The organism is uncultured Aquimarina sp., from assembly GCF_947492965.1.
Taxonomy (GTDB): domain Bacteria; phylum Bacteroidota; class Bacteroidia; order Flavobacteriales; family Flavobacteriaceae; genus Aquimarina.
The window spans coordinates 14,731-31,773 of sequence record NZ_CANLOZ010000010.1 but is presented as its reverse complement, the minus strand read 5'-3'; the positions used below and the strand labels follow the sequence as shown (position 1 = coordinate 31,773).

The window sequence follows — 17,043 nt, the reverse complement described above, 5'->3', positions numbered from 1 at the left end:
TATATAAGAACATTTTATGTAGAAAATTATAATACCAATGCAAGAACACCTCAAAACGAACATACTTAACTTTAAATGGCCTAATAGTGCGCCTACCATTTATTTAACTTTAGAAGATATTGAAGGTAGTCATCCTATACATAAATCTAAATTTTCAAGGCAGATTAAAGAGGTGTTTCCAGATGCAGACTTATCTAACACAGACCAAATATTTACAACATTTACAACAGAAGTACCAGATGCATCAAGTATTAAACTCAATTTAGTAGATGGTAGAGAATTAAGAATATATAAGCAATACCTTAAACACCAATTAAGAAACTATTTTAAAGCAAAAGACTATGTAGTTGTAAAAAACTTTGTTGGTGATGTGCAAGTGTGGATGCCTTCTCTTAAAGGGAATACAGAACATTATAATTTATATTACAAGTTTTCATTTAAAATACAATTTGCAAAATTAACCGACTTACCAGAACTTATTGTATCGTATGATGGCACATCAAAAGTCCTTACAACGTCGGTTAAGGATATAGAGGATTCAGAGTTAATAAGGCGTTGTGTATATGGTCAAAAAACGTTCAATTACCAAATGGACCTCGACACAGAGGAAAAACAAGAATTTTACAATGCTATTCAGTTTGACCAAGCATTCCCAATTTTTAGTTTACCATTAGCACGAGCATTAGATATACCTATTGAAGAACCAGTAAGACCAGCCAACAAATACCAAAAGTATATAGCACTTATTTCCAAATTTGCAGAAAAATATTTGTTTACAGAAGAATTTAAAGCCTTATTTCCTTTTAAGGAAGATGCTTTTATAGATGTTCCTGGTAACCGAATAAACCATATAAATCCTAACTTGGGTTTATTAGAGTTTGGTAAAGACCAATATGGTAATAAGAAAACCCATCTTGTGCCTAAAAAGGCAATGAATATCCTAAATCCTTACAGACGGCCAAACAATCAAAATATCAAGATTTTTTTCATTTGCCATACCTCACATAAAGATTCTGTGTTGTCTTTCTATCAAAATCTAAAAGAAGGTGTAAATACCGCAAAAAACTATTATAAAGGATTGGAAGCCTATGTAAATATCAAGGCTACAGCTTCAAAAGAACACTTTATTGAATTCACAAATGAAAACGACCCAATTCCAGAAATCGTTCAAAAACTCGAAAGTTTAACGTTTGACCACGACAATATAAAGTATGCAGCATTTTACATCAGTCCTTTCGATAAATTTACACCACATCCAGACGATAGGGAAATTTACATCCACATTAAAGAATTGTTTTTAAATGAAGGCATTGTAACCCAAGTAGTGGATTACGAAAAAATGATTGTAAACATCCAAGACCAATACAATTTTCAGTTTTCATTACAAAATATGGCATTAGCTATTCACGCCAAATTAGGCGGAGCACCTTGGAAGCTGGCAGTAACCGATAAGAAAGAATTGGTTATAGGTGTAGGAGCATTTACCAATCAAGGCGAAAACAGAAGGTATATAGCAAGTGCTTTTAGTTTTCAAAATAATGGATTATTCAGAAATTTTGAATACTTCAACCAAAACGAAACAGAACTATTAGCAGGCAGCATATTAAAGGCAATTAGAGATTTTACGTCCGTAAGTCAAGCAGATAAAGTAGTCATTCATTTTTATAAAGAAATGAGCTATGAAGAACTAAAACCAATTATTGATGGGATGAACAAACTAAAATTAGGAGTGCCTTTATATATTTTGAATATCAATAAAACCGAAGCAGAAGACATGATTGCTTACGATGTAAATTGGGGAGATAAATTAATGCCCGTAAGTGGTACATACATTCGTATAGGTTTAAATAAATTTTTACTTTTCAATAATGCACGCTATCCAAACGACCGTTTTTATTCTGATACAGACGGTTATCCATTTCCAATAAAGATAAAAATAAGCAGTCCAGATGAAGATGCTTTTGAAGATGCAGACGTGGTTTTAGAGTTATTAACACAGGTATATCAATTTAGCAGATTGTATTGGAAATCACTTCGACAACAAAATGTACCTATTACCATAAAATACCCAGAAATGGTAGCACAAATAGCACCACGATTTAATAATGGTGTTCCAGACGATGCTAAAGATGCTCTATGGTTTTTGTAATTTACCAATCAATTTATTTGCAACACCATTGCATTCAATAATTTGTATATTTGTATAAATTATATGAAAATATTTGTTTCCATATCAATGTCTATTTTATTCTTTTTTCAAGGGATAAGCATAGATATGGACTTTTGTGGTCCAATTAAAGAAATTTCAAATGTAATTACCCATTATCAAGACCATAAAATTTATGGAGACTCTTTCCTTGATTATGTAGTTGAAGACTACATTGACGGCGATTCTAAAAATGGAGAGCATCATCATAACCCAGATAAGGAGAATACACCAGTCCATTCCCATAATCAATGTTGTCACCCTTTAGTGTTAATTATAGCTAACAATAATTTGGCTTTAACCAATCGACTAAAGTTTGAAAAGAAAAAACAATATAATTTACATAAAGTAAACTTCACTTCCAGATATTTGGAATCACTTTTCCAGCCACCTAAAGTATAATTCAGTTTTTTAAAGGATAGCTATATCCTTACGCAATGCTTTTTAACAAAAGCATTGCTTCGCTTTTATTTTGCGCGAAGCGCAAAATGATATGTTTAACTGAATTAAAATTTTACTATGATTAATAAAATCATTGATTTTTCAATCAATAACAAATTCATTATTGTTTTGCTTACGCTTACCATAATTGGAGCAGGTATTTGGAGTATGACCAAAGTGCCAATCGATGCTGTTCCAGACATTACCAATAACCAAGTACAGGTTATTACACAAGCACCTAATTTAGGTACAGAAGATATTGAACAATTTGTAACCTACCCTGTGGAAGTTGCAATGAGCAACCTGCCTGATGTAAAGGAAATTAGGTCAATCTCTCGTTTTGGCTTATCGGTTGTTACCATCGTATTCGACGATGATATGGGAACCTATCTACCTCGTCAATTAGTAGCCGAAAAACTAAACGAAGTCAAAGAACAAATTCCAGCTGGTTTTGGAGAACCTACTATGGGACCTATTTCCACAGGATTAGGGGAAATTTATCAATACACCTTAAAAGTAGCACCAGAGTATAAAGACAAATACGACATTGCAGATTTACGCTCAATGCAGGATTGGATTGTACAACGTCAAATGGCAATGGTAGAAGGTGTGGTTGAGGTTAACGCCATAGGCGGTAAAATTAAACAATACGAAGTCGCGGTTGACCCAAACGATTTAAACGCAATTGGATTGACCATTACAGATGTCTTTAATGCACTTGAAGCCAATAATCAAAATACAGGTGGTGCATATATTGAAAAGAACCATCAGGCTAATTTTATTCGTGGAGAAGGCTTGGTACGGAGTTTAGAAGACATTAAAAAAATTACGGTAAAAACCGTTAATAATATTCCTGTAACTATTAATGATATTGCAACTGTGCAATTCGGTTCTGCCATACGTTACGGTGCATTAACCCAAGATGGTGAAGGTGAAGTTGTAGGTGGATTGGTGATGATGCTAAAAGGTGCAAATTCCAATGATGTTATTGCCAATGTAAAAGAGCGAATGACTCAAATTGAAAAGTCATTACCTGAAGGTGTAATTATTGAACCCTTATTAGACCGAAGTAAATTAATTGGAGAAACAACTTCTACTGTAACCACAAATCTTATTGAAGGTGCATTGATAGTTATTTTTGTGCTTATCTTCTTATTGGGTAATTGGCGAGGTGGTTTAATCGTTGCTTCAACAATACCATTATCCTTATTATTCGCTTTTATTTTAATGAACGTGTTCGATGTTTGGGTAAACTTAATGAGTTTGGGAGCAATAGATTTCGGTATTATAGTTGATGGCGCTGTAATTATTGTAGAAAGTACAGTATTTCTCATTGCATCACAAGTACTAAAAAAGAAACAGCTTACATCCAAAGAGCGAGATAAAGTGGCGTCTAATGCTTCAAAAAAGATGATGAACGCTGCGTTTTTCGGTCAGTTGATTATCCTTATCGTTTTTCTACCCATTTTAGCCTTACAAGGTATTGAAGGAAAGATGTTTAAACCAATGGCATTGACCTTTATTTTTGCTATGATTGGTGCAATGGTACTGTGTTTAACCTATGTGCCAATGATGTCTGCTTTAGTGTTAAGAGCACCAAAAAATGATAAAAAATCTTATGGAGATAGATTTGTACATTGGGTTGAAGACAAATATCAACCTATATTGGTTAGAGCCTTGCGAATAGGTAAATGGGTAATTGGTATTGCAGTTGTGTTGTTTGGGATAACCGTTTTTATGTTTTCAAGAATGGGTGGTGAATTTATCCCGCAACTCGATGAAGGTGATATTGCATTTCACGCTATTTTAAAACCAGGTAGTTCCCTTACTGAAACCATTGAAACTACCACTAAAATAGAGCAAATAGTAAAAGCAAAATTTCCAGAAGTAGAAAAAATTGTTAGTCGTATTGGTGTTGCCGAAGTGCCTACAGACCCAATGCCGATGGATTTTGCGGATATTTTTGTAATCCTAAAACCTAAAAGCGAATGGACAACAGTGTCTTCAAAAGATGAACTCATTGAAGAAATAAAAGAGGCAGTCGAAATTATTCCTGGCGTTAATTATGAGTTTACCCAACCTATTGAAATGCGTTTTAACGAGTTGCTTGAAGGTATTAGAGAAGATATTGCTGTTAAACTTTATGGCGAAGATATAAACATCCTCGCTCAAAAAGCAGAGGAAATATCAAAAATTATTGCAGGTACTGAAGGTATAGGTGATATGCGAGCAGAAGCTACGAAAGGATTGCCACAAATGACCATTACTTACAATAGAAATAAATTGGCACAATACGGACTTCAAATAAACACGTTAAATCAAATTGTGCAATCAGCTTTTGCAGGAGGAGTAGCAGGTACTATATTTGAAGGAGAAAAGCGATTTGATTTGGTGGTTAGGTTAAGTTCTCATAATCGTAAAGACATAACAGATGTGCAAAATTTGTTTATCAACTTACCTTCTGGTGCACAGATTCCACTTCGCGAAGTAGCTGATGTAAGTTACAAAGCAGGACCAATGCAAATAAGTAGAGACAATACCAACAGAAGAACCTATGTAGGTATCAATGTCAGAGGTCGAGATGTAAAATCGTTGGTAACTGAAATAAAATCAAAATTAGATGCACAATTGGAACTACCATCGGGTTATTTTATTCGCTATGGTGGTGCATTTGAAAATCTGGAACGTGCCAGCAACCGATTACAAACCGTTGTTCCTATCGCCTTATTACTCATATTTATACTAATATACTTTGCATTAAAATCACTACCTCAAACCTTAATGATTTATATAGCCATCCCAATGGCAACTATTGGTGGTGTAGTAGCCTTATGGTTGCGTGATATGCCATTTAGTATTTCGGCAGGTGTTGGTTTTATTGTGTTGTTTGGTGTTGCGGTATTAAATGGATTGGTAATGATAAGCGGACTCAACGAATTAAAAGAAGAAGGTGTAACCAATTTAGAGGATAGAATAGTTGAAGGTACTAAACGAAGAATCAGACCTATTATGCTAACTGCTTTTACAGATGTATTAGGCTTTCTACCAATGGCTATTTCATCATCAGCTGGTGCAGAAGTACAGCGTCCTTTGGCAACTGTAGTTATTGGTGGATTATTAACTTCAACTTTGCTTACCTTATTTGTTTTACCAATTTTATATCATTGGGTAGAAAACAAATCTTTTACGTTTAAGCCAAATAAAAAGTTAGTAACAGCAACAGCAGTTGTATTATTACTATTTGGCTTTTCACCACAAAGTAATGCACAAGAGTTGAATGATACAATTCCCGAAATTTCATTACAGGAAGCTGTTAAACTCGCAAAAAGTAATTATCCATTATTGAAGCAAAAGCAGTTGGAAATTACAAAACAAGAACAATTAAAAGCGACTGCCTATGATTTCGGAACGACTCAAATTTTTACAGGTGGAGAAGAAGTTAATAGTGGCAATGGTATTTATACAACCATAGGTATTGGTCAATCTAATATTGATGTGTTTGGTATTGGTTCAAAAAGGAAGTTACAAGAACAACGCATTCAGTTAGCACAAAAAGCCTTTCAACTTTCCGAATTGGAACTGGAATTGGAAGTAAAAAAAGCGTGGTCTAAATGCTATCAAATGAAACGGAACTATAACTTGTATAAAGAACTGGATTCCATTTATTCCAAATTTGAACAAGCAGTAGCTTTAAATTATGAAGTCGAAGCCATTTCTAAATTAGAATATTCAGCAGCAAAAAATCAAGCGTTTCAAATTCAGAATAAAAAAGCGCAAGCCTATAGTAATTATCTTATTGCCTTACAACAATTCAATTTGTGGTTGGTATCAGAAGAAGTTTTTACAGTTTCAGATGAGTTTGACGTAGTGATGGAGAATGATATGGAAACGTTCAGTATTGAAAATCATCCATTGTACAGTATGTCGCAGAACATTGTAGATGAAGCAGAAGCCAAATATAAAGCTGCAAAGGCAGATAATTTACCGAAGTTCAATCTTCAAGGTGGCTTACAGCGTGTCAATGGCAATTCAGGATTTTACACCTATCAAGCAGGAATTTCAATTCCGTTTTTATCAGGTTCTAACAAAGCACAAGTTAGAAGTGCCAGAATTGATAAAGAAATAGCAGAAACCAACGTAGCGTTCAAAAAACAGGAAGTACAATCAAGGTTTGTTCAGGCTAAAGAAAATTATTTCAAATGGAAAACGTCTTGGGAGTTTTACAAAGACCAAGTTTTACCATTAACAAAAGAGCAAAAAACAGGTGCATTACTGGCATATAGAGAAGGCGAAATTGATTATACTGCATTTACGCAGTTGATAAAAGAAGCAATTCAATCGGAACTTGAAGCACAGACTGCATTAGTAAACTATTTAGAAAGCACATTTCAATTACAATATTTTAATCAATAAGACAATGAAAAATAAAATATATAAAATTCTTACCGTAATGGTGTTAACCATTTTTGTTTCAGCTTGCGGAAATAAAGAAAATCATAACGAGAATGATGGCCATTCCCACGATGAGGAAGAAAAAACAGAAGTTAATGAAGAACATAATGAAAGCGAAGAAGTAATGCTATCACAACAGCAATTCGATGCTTTAAAAATGAAAATAGATACGTTGGCATTACGTAATATGAGCGGCTATGTAGAAGCAAACGGAACGTTAGAAGTACCACCACAAAACGAAGCAGCTATTACTACTGTTGTTGGTGCAAATGTCGTTTCAATTGAAGTGATTGAAGGTGATAAGGTTAATAAAGGTCAAGTAGTGGCTTATCTATCGCACCCAAATATTATAAAATTACAAACGGATTATTTAAACGCTTATAGCAATAGTAATTTTCTAAAAAAGAATTATGAACGTCAACAAAAGCTGTATGAAGCAGGCGTTGGCTCTGGTGCTAATTTTCAAAAGGCAGAAGCAGAATATGATGCTTCAAAAGCAATAGTAAATGGTCTGCAAGCACAATTAAGAATATTGAACGTCAATACAACTTCTGTTCGTAATGGCACAATTTCACAGCGCATAGCATTGCGAAGTCCAATAGAGGGTTTCGTACAAAAAGTTGAAGTAAAAACAGGACAATATGTAGAGCCACAAACAGAGTTGTTTGAGGTAGTAAATACGCATCACGCTCACGCAGATTTTATGGTCTTTGAAAAAGATGTCCATAAAGTACAGAAGGGTCAAAGAGTAAACTTTACGGTACAATCTATACCAGATACAGAACTTACCGCAGAAATCTATTCCGTGAGTAAAACGTTTGAAGACAGCCCGAAAGCAGTTCACGTTCACGCAGAAATAGAAAACAAAAAAGGTAATTTAATTCCTGGGATGTATATTCAAGGTAAAATTCAAGTAAATAATACCCAAACTAAAGCATTACCGGAAAGTGCCATTTTTAAAGAAGGAGATAAACATTATATATTTTCAGGAGAAAAAGAAAATGATGATTGGAGCTTTAAACCTGTTGAAGTGATTGTTGGAGAAAAAGATGGCAAATGGGTAGCAATTAAATTTACTGAAGAAATAGATGAAAACACAAAATTCGCTTATAACAATGCTTATTATCTTATGGCAGAAATGAAAAAAGGAGAAGCGGAAGACCACGATTAATTATGGAAACAATAGAACAAGTATTAGAGTCAAAAAATATTCGTGTTACAGCAATGCGTATGTTAATTTATAAGTTTCTTGCAGAAAAAGAGATAGCGGTAACATTAAGTGATATTGAAAATGCTTTTGAAAAAGCAGATAGAACTACCTTGTACAGAACTATTAAAACCTTTGAAGAAAAGGATATTGTGCATCAAATTGACGATGGTACAGGGATTACAAAATATGCTTTATGCGAAAAGGGATGTAATTGTGATATAAAAACCGATTTGCACTTACATTTCCATTGTAATAATTGTAATGAAACCATTTGCTTAACAGAACATAAAATTCCACAAATTAAAGTGCCTGATGGATTTGTTTCAGAAAATGTAAACTTGGTTGTAAAAGGTATATGTGATAAGTGTAGTGGATAATAAATGCACTTCCATTGCACGCTTTTTAATTGCATTTTTGTAATCAAAGAATTAAGTAATTATGAAAAGTAAATTAGCGATAACAAGTTTGCTTACAGCAATTACAGCTTCATTATGTTGTATAACACCTGTTTTGGCTTTAATAGCAGGAACAAGCGGTGTAGCTTCAACTTTTTCTTGGATAGAACCATTTAGACCTTACTTAATTGGGCTAACAATAGTAGTTCTTCTCTTTGCTTGGTATCAAAAATTCAAGCCAGAAAAAGAAATAGACTGCGGCGAATGTGAAACGGATGAAAAACCAAAATTTATGCATTCAAAAACCTTTTTAGGAGTGGTAACAGCATTTGCAATTGTGATGTTGGCTTTCCCATACTACTCAAGTATGTTATATCCAAAAACCGAAAAACAAATCATAATAGTTAATAACTCAAATATCAAAACAACAGAGTATAAAATAAGTGGTATGACCTGTGCCAGTTGTGAAGCTCACGTAAACCACGAAGTAAATAAACTTAACGGAATTGTAAACTCAAAAACATCATACGAAAATGGTAACTCAATCATTGAGTTTGACGAAACTAAAACCAATGAATTGGAGATTGAGAAAGCAATTAATGCTACAGGTTATAAAGTAACTGATAAAAAAGAAAATTGATGCAAACCATATTAAAATCGGAAATCACTTGCCCTAACTGCGGTCATAAAAAAGTGGAAGATATGCCAACTAACGCTTGTCAATTCTTTTACGAGTGTGAGCATTGTAAAACGGTTCTAAAACCAAACGAGGGTGATTGTTGTGTGTATTGTTCTTATGGTACAGTTCCTTGTCCACCAATTCAACAAAACAAAAGTTGTTGCTAAAACAAAACTAAATGAAAAAAAAGAAAGTCAATTTAAGAGATTTAAAACCAAATTCAGAAGAACAACATTCTCACGATGATGGTCATAATCACGGTAATGGTAGTGCATTCAAAACCTATGTACCTGCAATCATAAGTTTTACAATGCTTATCATTGGTATAGGTTTAGATTATTTTGATGTTTCCTTCTTTAAGGATTGGATTCGTATTGCTTGGTATGGTATTGCATATTTACCTGTAGGCCTTCCTGTTGTGAAAGAGGGTTGGAATAGTATTAAAAAAGGTGATGTTTTTACAGAGTTCTTTTTAATGTCTATAGCAACCATTGGTGCATTTGTTATTGGTGAATATCCCGAAGGTGTTGCAGTAATGCTATTTTATGCAGTAGGCGAATTATTTCAAAGTGCTGCTGTAAATCGTGCAAAAGGAAATATAAAAGCATTATTAGATGTTAGACCTAAAGAAGCCAATGTATTTCGTGAGGGAGATTATAAAAGTGTGTCGCCAAAAGATGTAAACATTGGAGAAAAAATTCAAATTCGAGTAGGTGAAAAAATTCCATTGGATGGTGTTTTATTATCCGAAAAAGCATCTCTAAACACCGCAGCATTAACAGGCGAAAGCAAACCAGATTCCATTCAGAAAGAAGCAAAGGTTTACGCAGGTAGTATCAATTTAGAAAGTGTTATTGAAGTTGAGGTAACCAACAAGTTTGAAGATAGTTCTATTGCGAGAATATTAGACTTGGTTCAAAATGCTACAGCTCGTAAGTCTAAAACAGAATTATTCATTAGACAGTTTGCTCGTATCTACACACCAATTGTAGTGTTCTTGGCTATTGGTGTTACTTTTATACCTTACTTTTTTGTAGATGATTATATATTTAGAGATTGGTTATACAGAGCATTAATATTCTTGGTAATATCTTGTCCTTGTGCGTTAGTGATTTCAATTCCATTAGGATATTTCGGTGGATTGGGAGCAGCTTCAAAAAATGGAATATTATTTAAAGGTGCTTCATTTTTAGATGCAATGACCAAGATAAATACTTTGGTAATGGACAAAACAGGAACCGTAACTAAAGGTGTTTTTAAAATCAAAGAAGTAAAAGCAATTGATTGGAAAGAAACCGAATTTATGCAATATTTAATGGCGATGGAAGAACAATCCACGCATCCAATTGCTAAAGCAATTTTAGAGTATAAATCAGAAGGAGAAGATTTTGAAGCTCAAGACGTTTCTGAAATTGCAGGTAAAGGATTAAAAGGAATTGTAAATAGTAAAACAGTTTTAGTAGGTAATAAAGCATTAATGATTGCTAATAATATAGAAGTCCCAGCGGAAACGGAAAATATTGTAGAATCTATTGTATTAGTTGCAATAGATAACAAGTTTGCTGGTTATGTGGTAATAGCAGACGAATTAAAAGAAGATGCCAAAGAAACAATTGTCAAATTACAAAAAGTTGGTATCAAAAATATTATGATGCTTTCCGGTGACAAAGATTCCATTACTCAACAAGTCGCTAAAGAGTTGAACATCGAAAATGCAAAAGGTGATTTACTTCCAGAAGATAAGTTAAACGAAGTTGAAATATTAAAAAAGAATCCTGAAAATAAAGTAGCATTTATAGGGGATGGTATAAACGATGCGCCTGTTTTAGCAGCAAGTAACGTTGGAATTGCAATGGGTGGTTTGGGTAGTGATGTAGCTATTGAAACAGCAGATGTCATTATTCAAACAGACCAACCATCAAAAGTAGTGAGAGCCATTAAAATTAGTCGTTCTACACGCAAAGTAGTTTGGCAGAATATCATTTTAGCGTTTGGAGTTAAAGTTATTGTCTTGATATTAGGAGCAGGTGGTTTAGCCACAATGTGGGAAGCTGTTTTTGCAGATGTAGGAGTAGCATTATTAGCAATTTTAAATGCAGTTCGATTGCAGAAAATGAAATGGGATTAAGCAGATTAATCAATTAAACTTCTGTTAAACAAAATCAATAGTTGTTAAAATTTCGTAACTTCGCAATCAATATGAAGCAGATTTTCCATAAAATAATGTCTTTAGCAATGACTTTTGTAGTGTTATTCTCTACAATGTCATTTACTGTGAATATGCATTATTGTGGAGATACTTTAGTAGAATCTGCTATCTTTCAAAAAGCCAAAGGTTGCGGAATGGAAATGGAAAAGCCTTCAACCGAAGAATGTTCTATTACCAAGAAAAATTGTTGTGATGATAAACAATTAGCAATTGAAGGTCAAGACGAATTACAATTGCAAGTTGACAAAATCACGTTTGAGCAACAAGTATTCATCGCTTCATTTGTTTATACTTACATTAACCTTTTTGAAGGTTTAGACAGTAATGTATCTACCTACGAAGAATACAAACCACCACTCGTCATAAGGCAACTCTACAAGATTGACGAGACATACTTAATTTGATTTTTAAACAATAGACTCTTTTATCCTATGACTGCAATGTCGTAAGGATAATTTACTGTATTCGGTGTTTTTACAACACTATTGTCTAATTGTTTAAAATCAATCATATGCTAAATAAAAGCATCAAATTTTTAATAGAAAACAAACTCGTTGCAGTTTTACTACTTGTCCTTTTTATTGGATGGGGAACTGTTAATGCACCTTTTAATTGGGATACAGGATTTTTGCCAAGTAACCCTGTAGCAGTAGATGCTATTCCCGATATAGGTGAAAATCAACAAATCGTATTTACCAAGTGGGATGGTCGTTCCCCACAAGATATAGAAGACCAAATAACCTATCCATTAACCACATCATTATTGGGTATTCCTGGAGTGAAAACCATTCGTAGTTCCTCTATGTTTGGGTTTTCAAGCATCTATATCATTTTTGAAGAGGATATAGAATTTTACTGGAGCAGAAGTCGTATTCTCGAAAAACTTAATTCCTTACCAAGTGGTTTATTACCCGAAGGTGTTAATCCAGCGTTAGGTCCAGATGCCACAGGATTAGGACAAATATTTTGGTACACACTTGAAGGTCGTGATGAGAACGGTAATGTAACAGGTGGTTGGGATTTACACGAATTACGTAGTATTCAAGATTACTATGTTAAATATGCCTTGTCCTCTGCAAGCGGTGTTTCTGAAGTTGCATCAATTGGTGGTTATGTTCAAGAGTACCAAGTGGATGTAAACCCAGAACTAATGCGTCAATATAACATTGGGTTACATCATATTGTTAAAGCTGTAAAAGAAAGTAATAAGGATATTGGCGCACAAACCTTGGAAATTAACCAAGCTGAATATTTAGTTCGTGGTTTGGGGTATGTAAAATCCATTGCAGATATTGAAAATGCTGTAGTTGATTCTGAAAATTTCACTTCAATAAAAATTAAAGACATTGGAAAAGTTTCATTAGGTCCAGCAACAAGACGAGGTTTATTGGATAAAGAAGGTGCTGAAGTTGTTGGTGCTGTTGTGGTGGCTCGTTATGGAGCAAACCCAATGGAAGTCATTAATAACGTAAAGGAAAAAATTAATGAATTAAGTGCAGGATTACCTTCAAAAGTTTTGGCAGATGGAAGAACATCACAAGTTACCATAGTGCCTTTTTATGACAGAACAGAATTGATACAAGAAACTTTAGGTACACTCAATGAAGCCTTAACTCTTGAAATATTGATTACCATTTTGGTTATAATCATTATGGTGTTTAATCTTCGAGCTTCTGTCTTGATTTCAGGATTATTACCAGTTGCAGTCTTAATGGTATTTATTGCGATGAAACTCTTTGGCGTCGATGCTAATATTGTCGCATTATCTGGTATTGCAATTGCTATCGGAACAATGGTCGATGTTGGTGTTATACTATCAGAAAATATCATTCGGCATTTAGATGAAGATGATGGAACACAATCCATTAATACAGTAGTTTACAACGCAACAGCCGAAGTTTCTGGTGCAATCGTAACCGCAGTAATGACTACAATTATAAGTTTCATTCCTGTATTTACAATGATTGGCGCTGAAGGTAAATTGTTCAGACCATTAGCATTCACAAAAACCTTTGCATTAACAGCTTCAATAATTGTAGCATTGTTTTTAATTCCACCTTTTGCAGCGTTTTTATTCAGAAAGAAAAGCATAAAAACGCATTTTAAATATGCTTTAAATGGCGTTTTAATAGTATTAGGGATAATAGCAATAATCTATGGTTATTGGTTAGGATTAATATTGATAGCTTTTGGTATCACAGCATTGTTAAGTACTCAAAATAAAATAACAGAAAAACAATCCAACTTAATTAATATCATAATATGTACAACTGCAATAGTATTTCTGTTAGCGGAATATTGGAGACCTTTAGGAGTTGATAAAAGTATCTTCTGGAACCTCATCTTTGTTGGTGTCATTTGCTTTGGCTTATTGGGTGTTTTCTCATTGTTTATCAGGTATTATACTCGAATTTTAAGATGGTGTTTAGATAATAAATTACTATTTCTTTCAATTCCAACTGCAATTGTCATTGCTGGTTTTTTCATTATGAAAAACACAGGCAAAGAATTTATGCCATCGTTAAATGAAGGTTCTTTTTTATTGATGCCTACTTCTATGCCACATTCTGGTGTAGAAGAAAATAAGCGTGTTTTACAGCAGTTAGATATGGCAGTTGCCAGTATTCCTGAAATCGAAACTGTAGTTGGAAAAGCAGGTCGTACAGAATCTGCATTAGACCCAGCACCACTATCAATGTATGAAAATGTTATTCAGTATAAGTCAGAATATATGCTGAATGAAAACCGAGAACGTCAACGCTACAAAGTGAATAATGATGGCTTGTTTGAATTAAAAGATGGTCGATTTATCGCAAATCCAAATAATACAGAAAATGTCACCTTGAGCACAGTCGAAAGGTCTCAACTCATTCCAGACAATAATGGCGAGTTCTATCGAAATTGGAGACCTGAAATACAATCACCAGATGATATTTGGAACGAAATTGTAAAAGTGACCAAATTACCAGGCGTAACGTCTGCACCAAAGCTACAACCTATTGAAACCCGATTGGTAATGTTGCAAACAGGAATGCGAGCACCAATGGGTATTAAAATAAAAGGGCAAGATTTAAAGCAGATTGAAGCGTTTGGAATGCGATTAGAAGATATTTTAAAACAAGCTGAAGGTGTAAAAGATGAAGCTGTTTTTGCAGACCGTATTGTAGGTAAACCCTATTTGTTAATTGATATTGATAGAGAGAAAATTGCTCGTTATGGCGTAACCATTGAGGAAGTTCAAAATGTTTTGAAAGTGGCTGTTGGTGGTATGGTATTAACACAGACAGTAGAAGGTCGTGAGCGTTATGGTGTTAGAGTTCGTTACCCAAGAGAATTAAGAGCAAATCCAACCGATTTAAAACAAATCTATGTGCCTGTTGAAAAAGGAAGCCCTATTCCTTTAAGTGAATTAGCGACTATAAAATATGAACAAGGTCCACAAGTAATTAAAAGTGAAGACACTTTTTTAGTTGGCTATGTGTTATTTGATAAAATGGATGGTTTTGCAGAAGTCAATGTGGTAGAAAATGCACAAACCTTAATTCAAGAAAAGATAGATAGTGGCGAATTGGTAGTCCCAAAAGGTATCAACTACCAATTTACGGGAACGTATGAAAACCAATTAAGAGCAGAAAAAACCTTGTCGGTTGTTGTGCCTTTAGCGTTGGCAATCATTTTCTTAATTCTGTATTTCCAATTTCGTTCAGTAGGGACATCACTAATGGTATTCACAGGTATTGCAGTTGCTTTTGCTGGTGGTTTTGTAATGATATGGCTCTATGGTCAAGATTGGTTCTTAAACTTCAATGTCTTTGGTGAAAATCTGCGCGATTTATTTCAAATGCACCCCATTAATTTAAGTGTAGCGGTTTGGGTTGGGTTTATTGCACTATTTGGTATCGCAACCGATGATGGAGTTGTAATGGCAACTTATTTAACACAAACATTTGATAGAAATACACCAGAAAATAAAAAAGAAATCAGAGCATCAGTAGTAGAAGCAGGAGAAAAACGTATTAGACCTTGTTTAATGACAACTGCTACTACCATATTGGCATTATTACCAGTATTAACATCTACAGGAAGAGGTAGTGATATTATGATACCTATGGCAATACCAAGTTTTGGTGGAATGCTTATAGCCTTAATCACTTTGTTTGTTGTACCAGTATTGTATAGCTGGAAAGCAGAAGTTCAACTTAAAAGAACATCAAAATGAAATATAAATCAATACAAATAAAAATCGTCTTGGCTCTTGGCTCTTGTTTCTTGAGTCTTTTTGCGAACGCTCAACAATTAGAAATACTTATCGATGAAGCCTTAACAAACAATCCAGAAATTCAAAAGTTTGAGTTACAATACAAAAGAGCTTCCGAAAAGGTAAACGAGGTCAACACCATTCCTAATACCGAATTTGGAGTTGGTTATTTTGTAAGTGAACCAGAAACTCGAACAGGTGCTCAACGCTTTAAGGTGTCTGCAAAACAAATGTTACCGTGGTTTGGTAATATTTCGGCAAGAGAAAATTACGTTAGTTCGTTAGCAGATGTTAAGTATGAAGATATTGTAATTGCGAAGCGAAAATTAATGTCTTCAGTTTCACAATCTTATTATAGACTATATGCTAATAAAGCAAAACAAAAGGTATTAACAGAGAATATCAATCTGTTAGAAACATATGAAACAATGGCTTTGACTTCTGTTGAGGTTGGTAAAGCATCAGCGGTTGATGTATTGCGTTTACAAATGCGTCAAAACGAAATGCAACAACTCAAAGATGTGTTGCAACAACAATTTTTAGCAGAACAAACTAATTTTAATAACCTTTTGAATAGGAAAAATGATGTTGTAGTTACTGTGGTAGATAGCTTAACAATTCCGATTGAAGATTTTGAAATCAATACTGAAAATCTATCGGTACATCCTGAATTACTAAAATATGATAAACTCTATCAATCCATAGAGCAATCAGAATTATTGAATCAAAAAGAAAGTAGTCCAATGATTGGTTTCGGATTAGATTACATCAATGTTGCTGAAAGACCAAATATGGATTTCAGCGATAACGGAAAGGATATTGTAATGCCAATGGTTTCGGTATCTATCCCAATTTTCAATAAGAAATATAAATCCCAAACCAAACAAAATGATTTGCAACAGCAGGAAATTACTGCTCAAAAACAGGAACGTTTAAATGCATTGGAAACGCTTTTAGACAAAGCAAATAACGAACGCATTTCTGCAAGAATAAGTTATGCTACTCAAACAAAAAACTTAAAGCAAGCTAAAGATGCAGAAGATATTTTAATCAAAAGCTACGAAACAGGAACGATAGATTTTAATGATGTTTTAGATATTCAAGAGTTGCAGCTAAAGTTTCAAATGAACCAAATAGAATCTGTGAAGACCTACTATGTGCAAAGTACAATCATTAATTATTTAATTCAGTAA

At 33.9% G+C, this 17,043-nt stretch carries 11 protein-coding genes; all 11 read left to right on the top strand.

Annotation, left to right across the window (positions count from 1 at the left end):
- Positions 1–37: 37 nt before the first annotated feature.
- Positions 38–2,149 carry a Piwi domain-containing protein gene (locus Q1B37_RS20335; RefSeq protein ID WP_106688409.1) on the top strand — a complete coding sequence of 704 codons (2,112 nt, stop codon included), beginning with the start codon at positions 38–40 and terminating at the stop codon, positions 2,147–2,149.
- Between the two features lie 126 nt (positions 2,150–2,275).
- Complete coding sequence (locus tag Q1B37_RS20330; protein ID WP_270004990.1) at positions 2,276–2,608, top strand: hypothetical protein; 333 nt, start codon at positions 2,276–2,278, stop codon at positions 2,606–2,608.
- A 117-nt stretch (positions 2,609–2,725) separates the two neighbouring features.
- Complete coding sequence (locus Q1B37_RS20325) at positions 2,726–7,060, top strand: CusA/CzcA family heavy metal efflux RND transporter (protein ID WP_299901849.1); 4,335 nt, start codon at positions 2,726–2,728, stop codon at positions 7,058–7,060.
- A 4-nt stretch (positions 7,061–7,064) separates the two neighbouring features.
- Positions 7,065–8,270, top strand: coding sequence for an efflux RND transporter periplasmic adaptor subunit (locus Q1B37_RS20320; protein ID WP_027879791.1), 1,206 nt, complete (start codon positions 7,065–7,067; stop codon positions 8,268–8,270).
- A 2-nt stretch (positions 8,271–8,272) separates the two neighbouring features.
- Positions 8,273–8,686, top strand: a complete 414-nt coding sequence (locus Q1B37_RS20315; RefSeq protein ID WP_079738441.1) for a transcriptional repressor — start codon at positions 8,273–8,275, stop codon at positions 8,684–8,686.
- Between the two features lie 61 nt (positions 8,687–8,747).
- On the top strand, positions 8,748–9,344 hold the full coding sequence (gene merTP / locus Q1B37_RS20310) for a mercuric transport protein MerTP (RefSeq protein ID WP_027879793.1): 597 nt from the start codon (positions 8,748–8,750) through the stop codon (positions 9,342–9,344).
- Positions 9,344–9,550, top strand: coding sequence for a GDCCVxC domain-containing (seleno)protein (locus Q1B37_RS20305; protein WP_081653185.1), 207 nt, complete (start codon positions 9,344–9,346; stop codon positions 9,548–9,550). Before merTP ends, Q1B37_RS20305 begins: the two co-directional genes overlap by 1 nt.
- Positions 9,551–9,561: 11 nt before the next feature.
- Positions 9,562–11,511, top strand: a complete 1,950-nt coding sequence (locus tag Q1B37_RS20300; RefSeq protein ID WP_106688411.1) for a heavy metal translocating P-type ATPase — start codon at positions 9,562–9,564, stop codon at positions 11,509–11,511.
- A gap of 71 nt (positions 11,512–11,582) precedes the next feature.
- Positions 11,583–11,996: a hypothetical protein gene (locus Q1B37_RS20295; protein ID WP_036122971.1), complete on the top strand. Its 414-nt coding sequence runs from the start codon at positions 11,583–11,585 to the stop codon at positions 11,994–11,996.
- 107 nt (positions 11,997–12,103) lie between these two features.
- A complete protein-coding gene (locus Q1B37_RS20290) occupies positions 12,104–15,811 on the top strand; it encodes an efflux RND transporter permease subunit (RefSeq protein ID WP_106688412.1) in 3,708 nt (1,235 codons plus the stop codon).
- On the top strand, positions 15,808–17,043 hold the full coding sequence (locus Q1B37_RS20285; protein ID WP_299901838.1) for a TolC family protein: 1,236 nt from the start codon (positions 15,808–15,810) through the stop codon (positions 17,041–17,043). Before Q1B37_RS20290 ends, Q1B37_RS20285 begins: the two co-directional genes overlap by 4 nt.

Excerpts from the sequence above, each read along its gene's own strand:
- Q1B37_RS20295 (WP_036122971.1), top strand. The coding sequence starts at position 11,583 with ATGAAGCAGATTTTCCATAAAATAATGTCTTTAGCAATGACTTTTGTA.
- Q1B37_RS20300 (WP_106688411.1), top strand. The coding sequence starts at position 9,562 with ATGAAAAAAAAGAAAGTCAATTTAAGAGATTTAAAACCAAATTCAGAA.
- Q1B37_RS20330 (WP_270004990.1), top strand. The coding sequence starts at position 2,276 with ATGGACTTTTGTGGTCCAATTAAAGAAATTTCAAATGTAATTACCCAT.
- Q1B37_RS20285 (WP_299901838.1), top strand. The coding sequence starts at position 15,808 with ATGAAATATAAATCAATACAAATAAAAATCGTCTTGGCTCTTGGCTCT.
- Q1B37_RS20315 (WP_079738441.1), top strand. The coding sequence starts at position 8,273 with ATGGAAACAATAGAACAAGTATTAGAGTCAAAAAATATTCGTGTTACA.
- merTP (WP_027879793.1), top strand. The coding sequence starts at position 8,748 with ATGAAAAGTAAATTAGCGATAACAAGTTTGCTTACAGCAATTACAGCT.
- Q1B37_RS20290 (WP_106688412.1), top strand. The coding sequence starts at position 12,104 with ATGCTAAATAAAAGCATCAAATTTTTAATAGAAAACAAACTCGTTGCA.
- Q1B37_RS20335 (WP_106688409.1), top strand. The coding sequence starts at position 38 with ATGCAAGAACACCTCAAAACGAACATACTTAACTTTAAATGGCCTAAT.
- Q1B37_RS20320 (WP_027879791.1), top strand. The coding sequence starts at position 7,065 with ATGAAAAATAAAATATATAAAATTCTTACCGTAATGGTGTTAACCATT.
- Q1B37_RS20305 (WP_081653185.1), top strand. The coding sequence starts at position 9,344 with ATGCAAACCATATTAAAATCGGAAATCACTTGCCCTAACTGCGGTCAT.
- Q1B37_RS20325 (WP_299901849.1), top strand. The coding sequence starts at position 2,726 with ATGATTAATAAAATCATTGATTTTTCAATCAATAACAAATTCATTATT.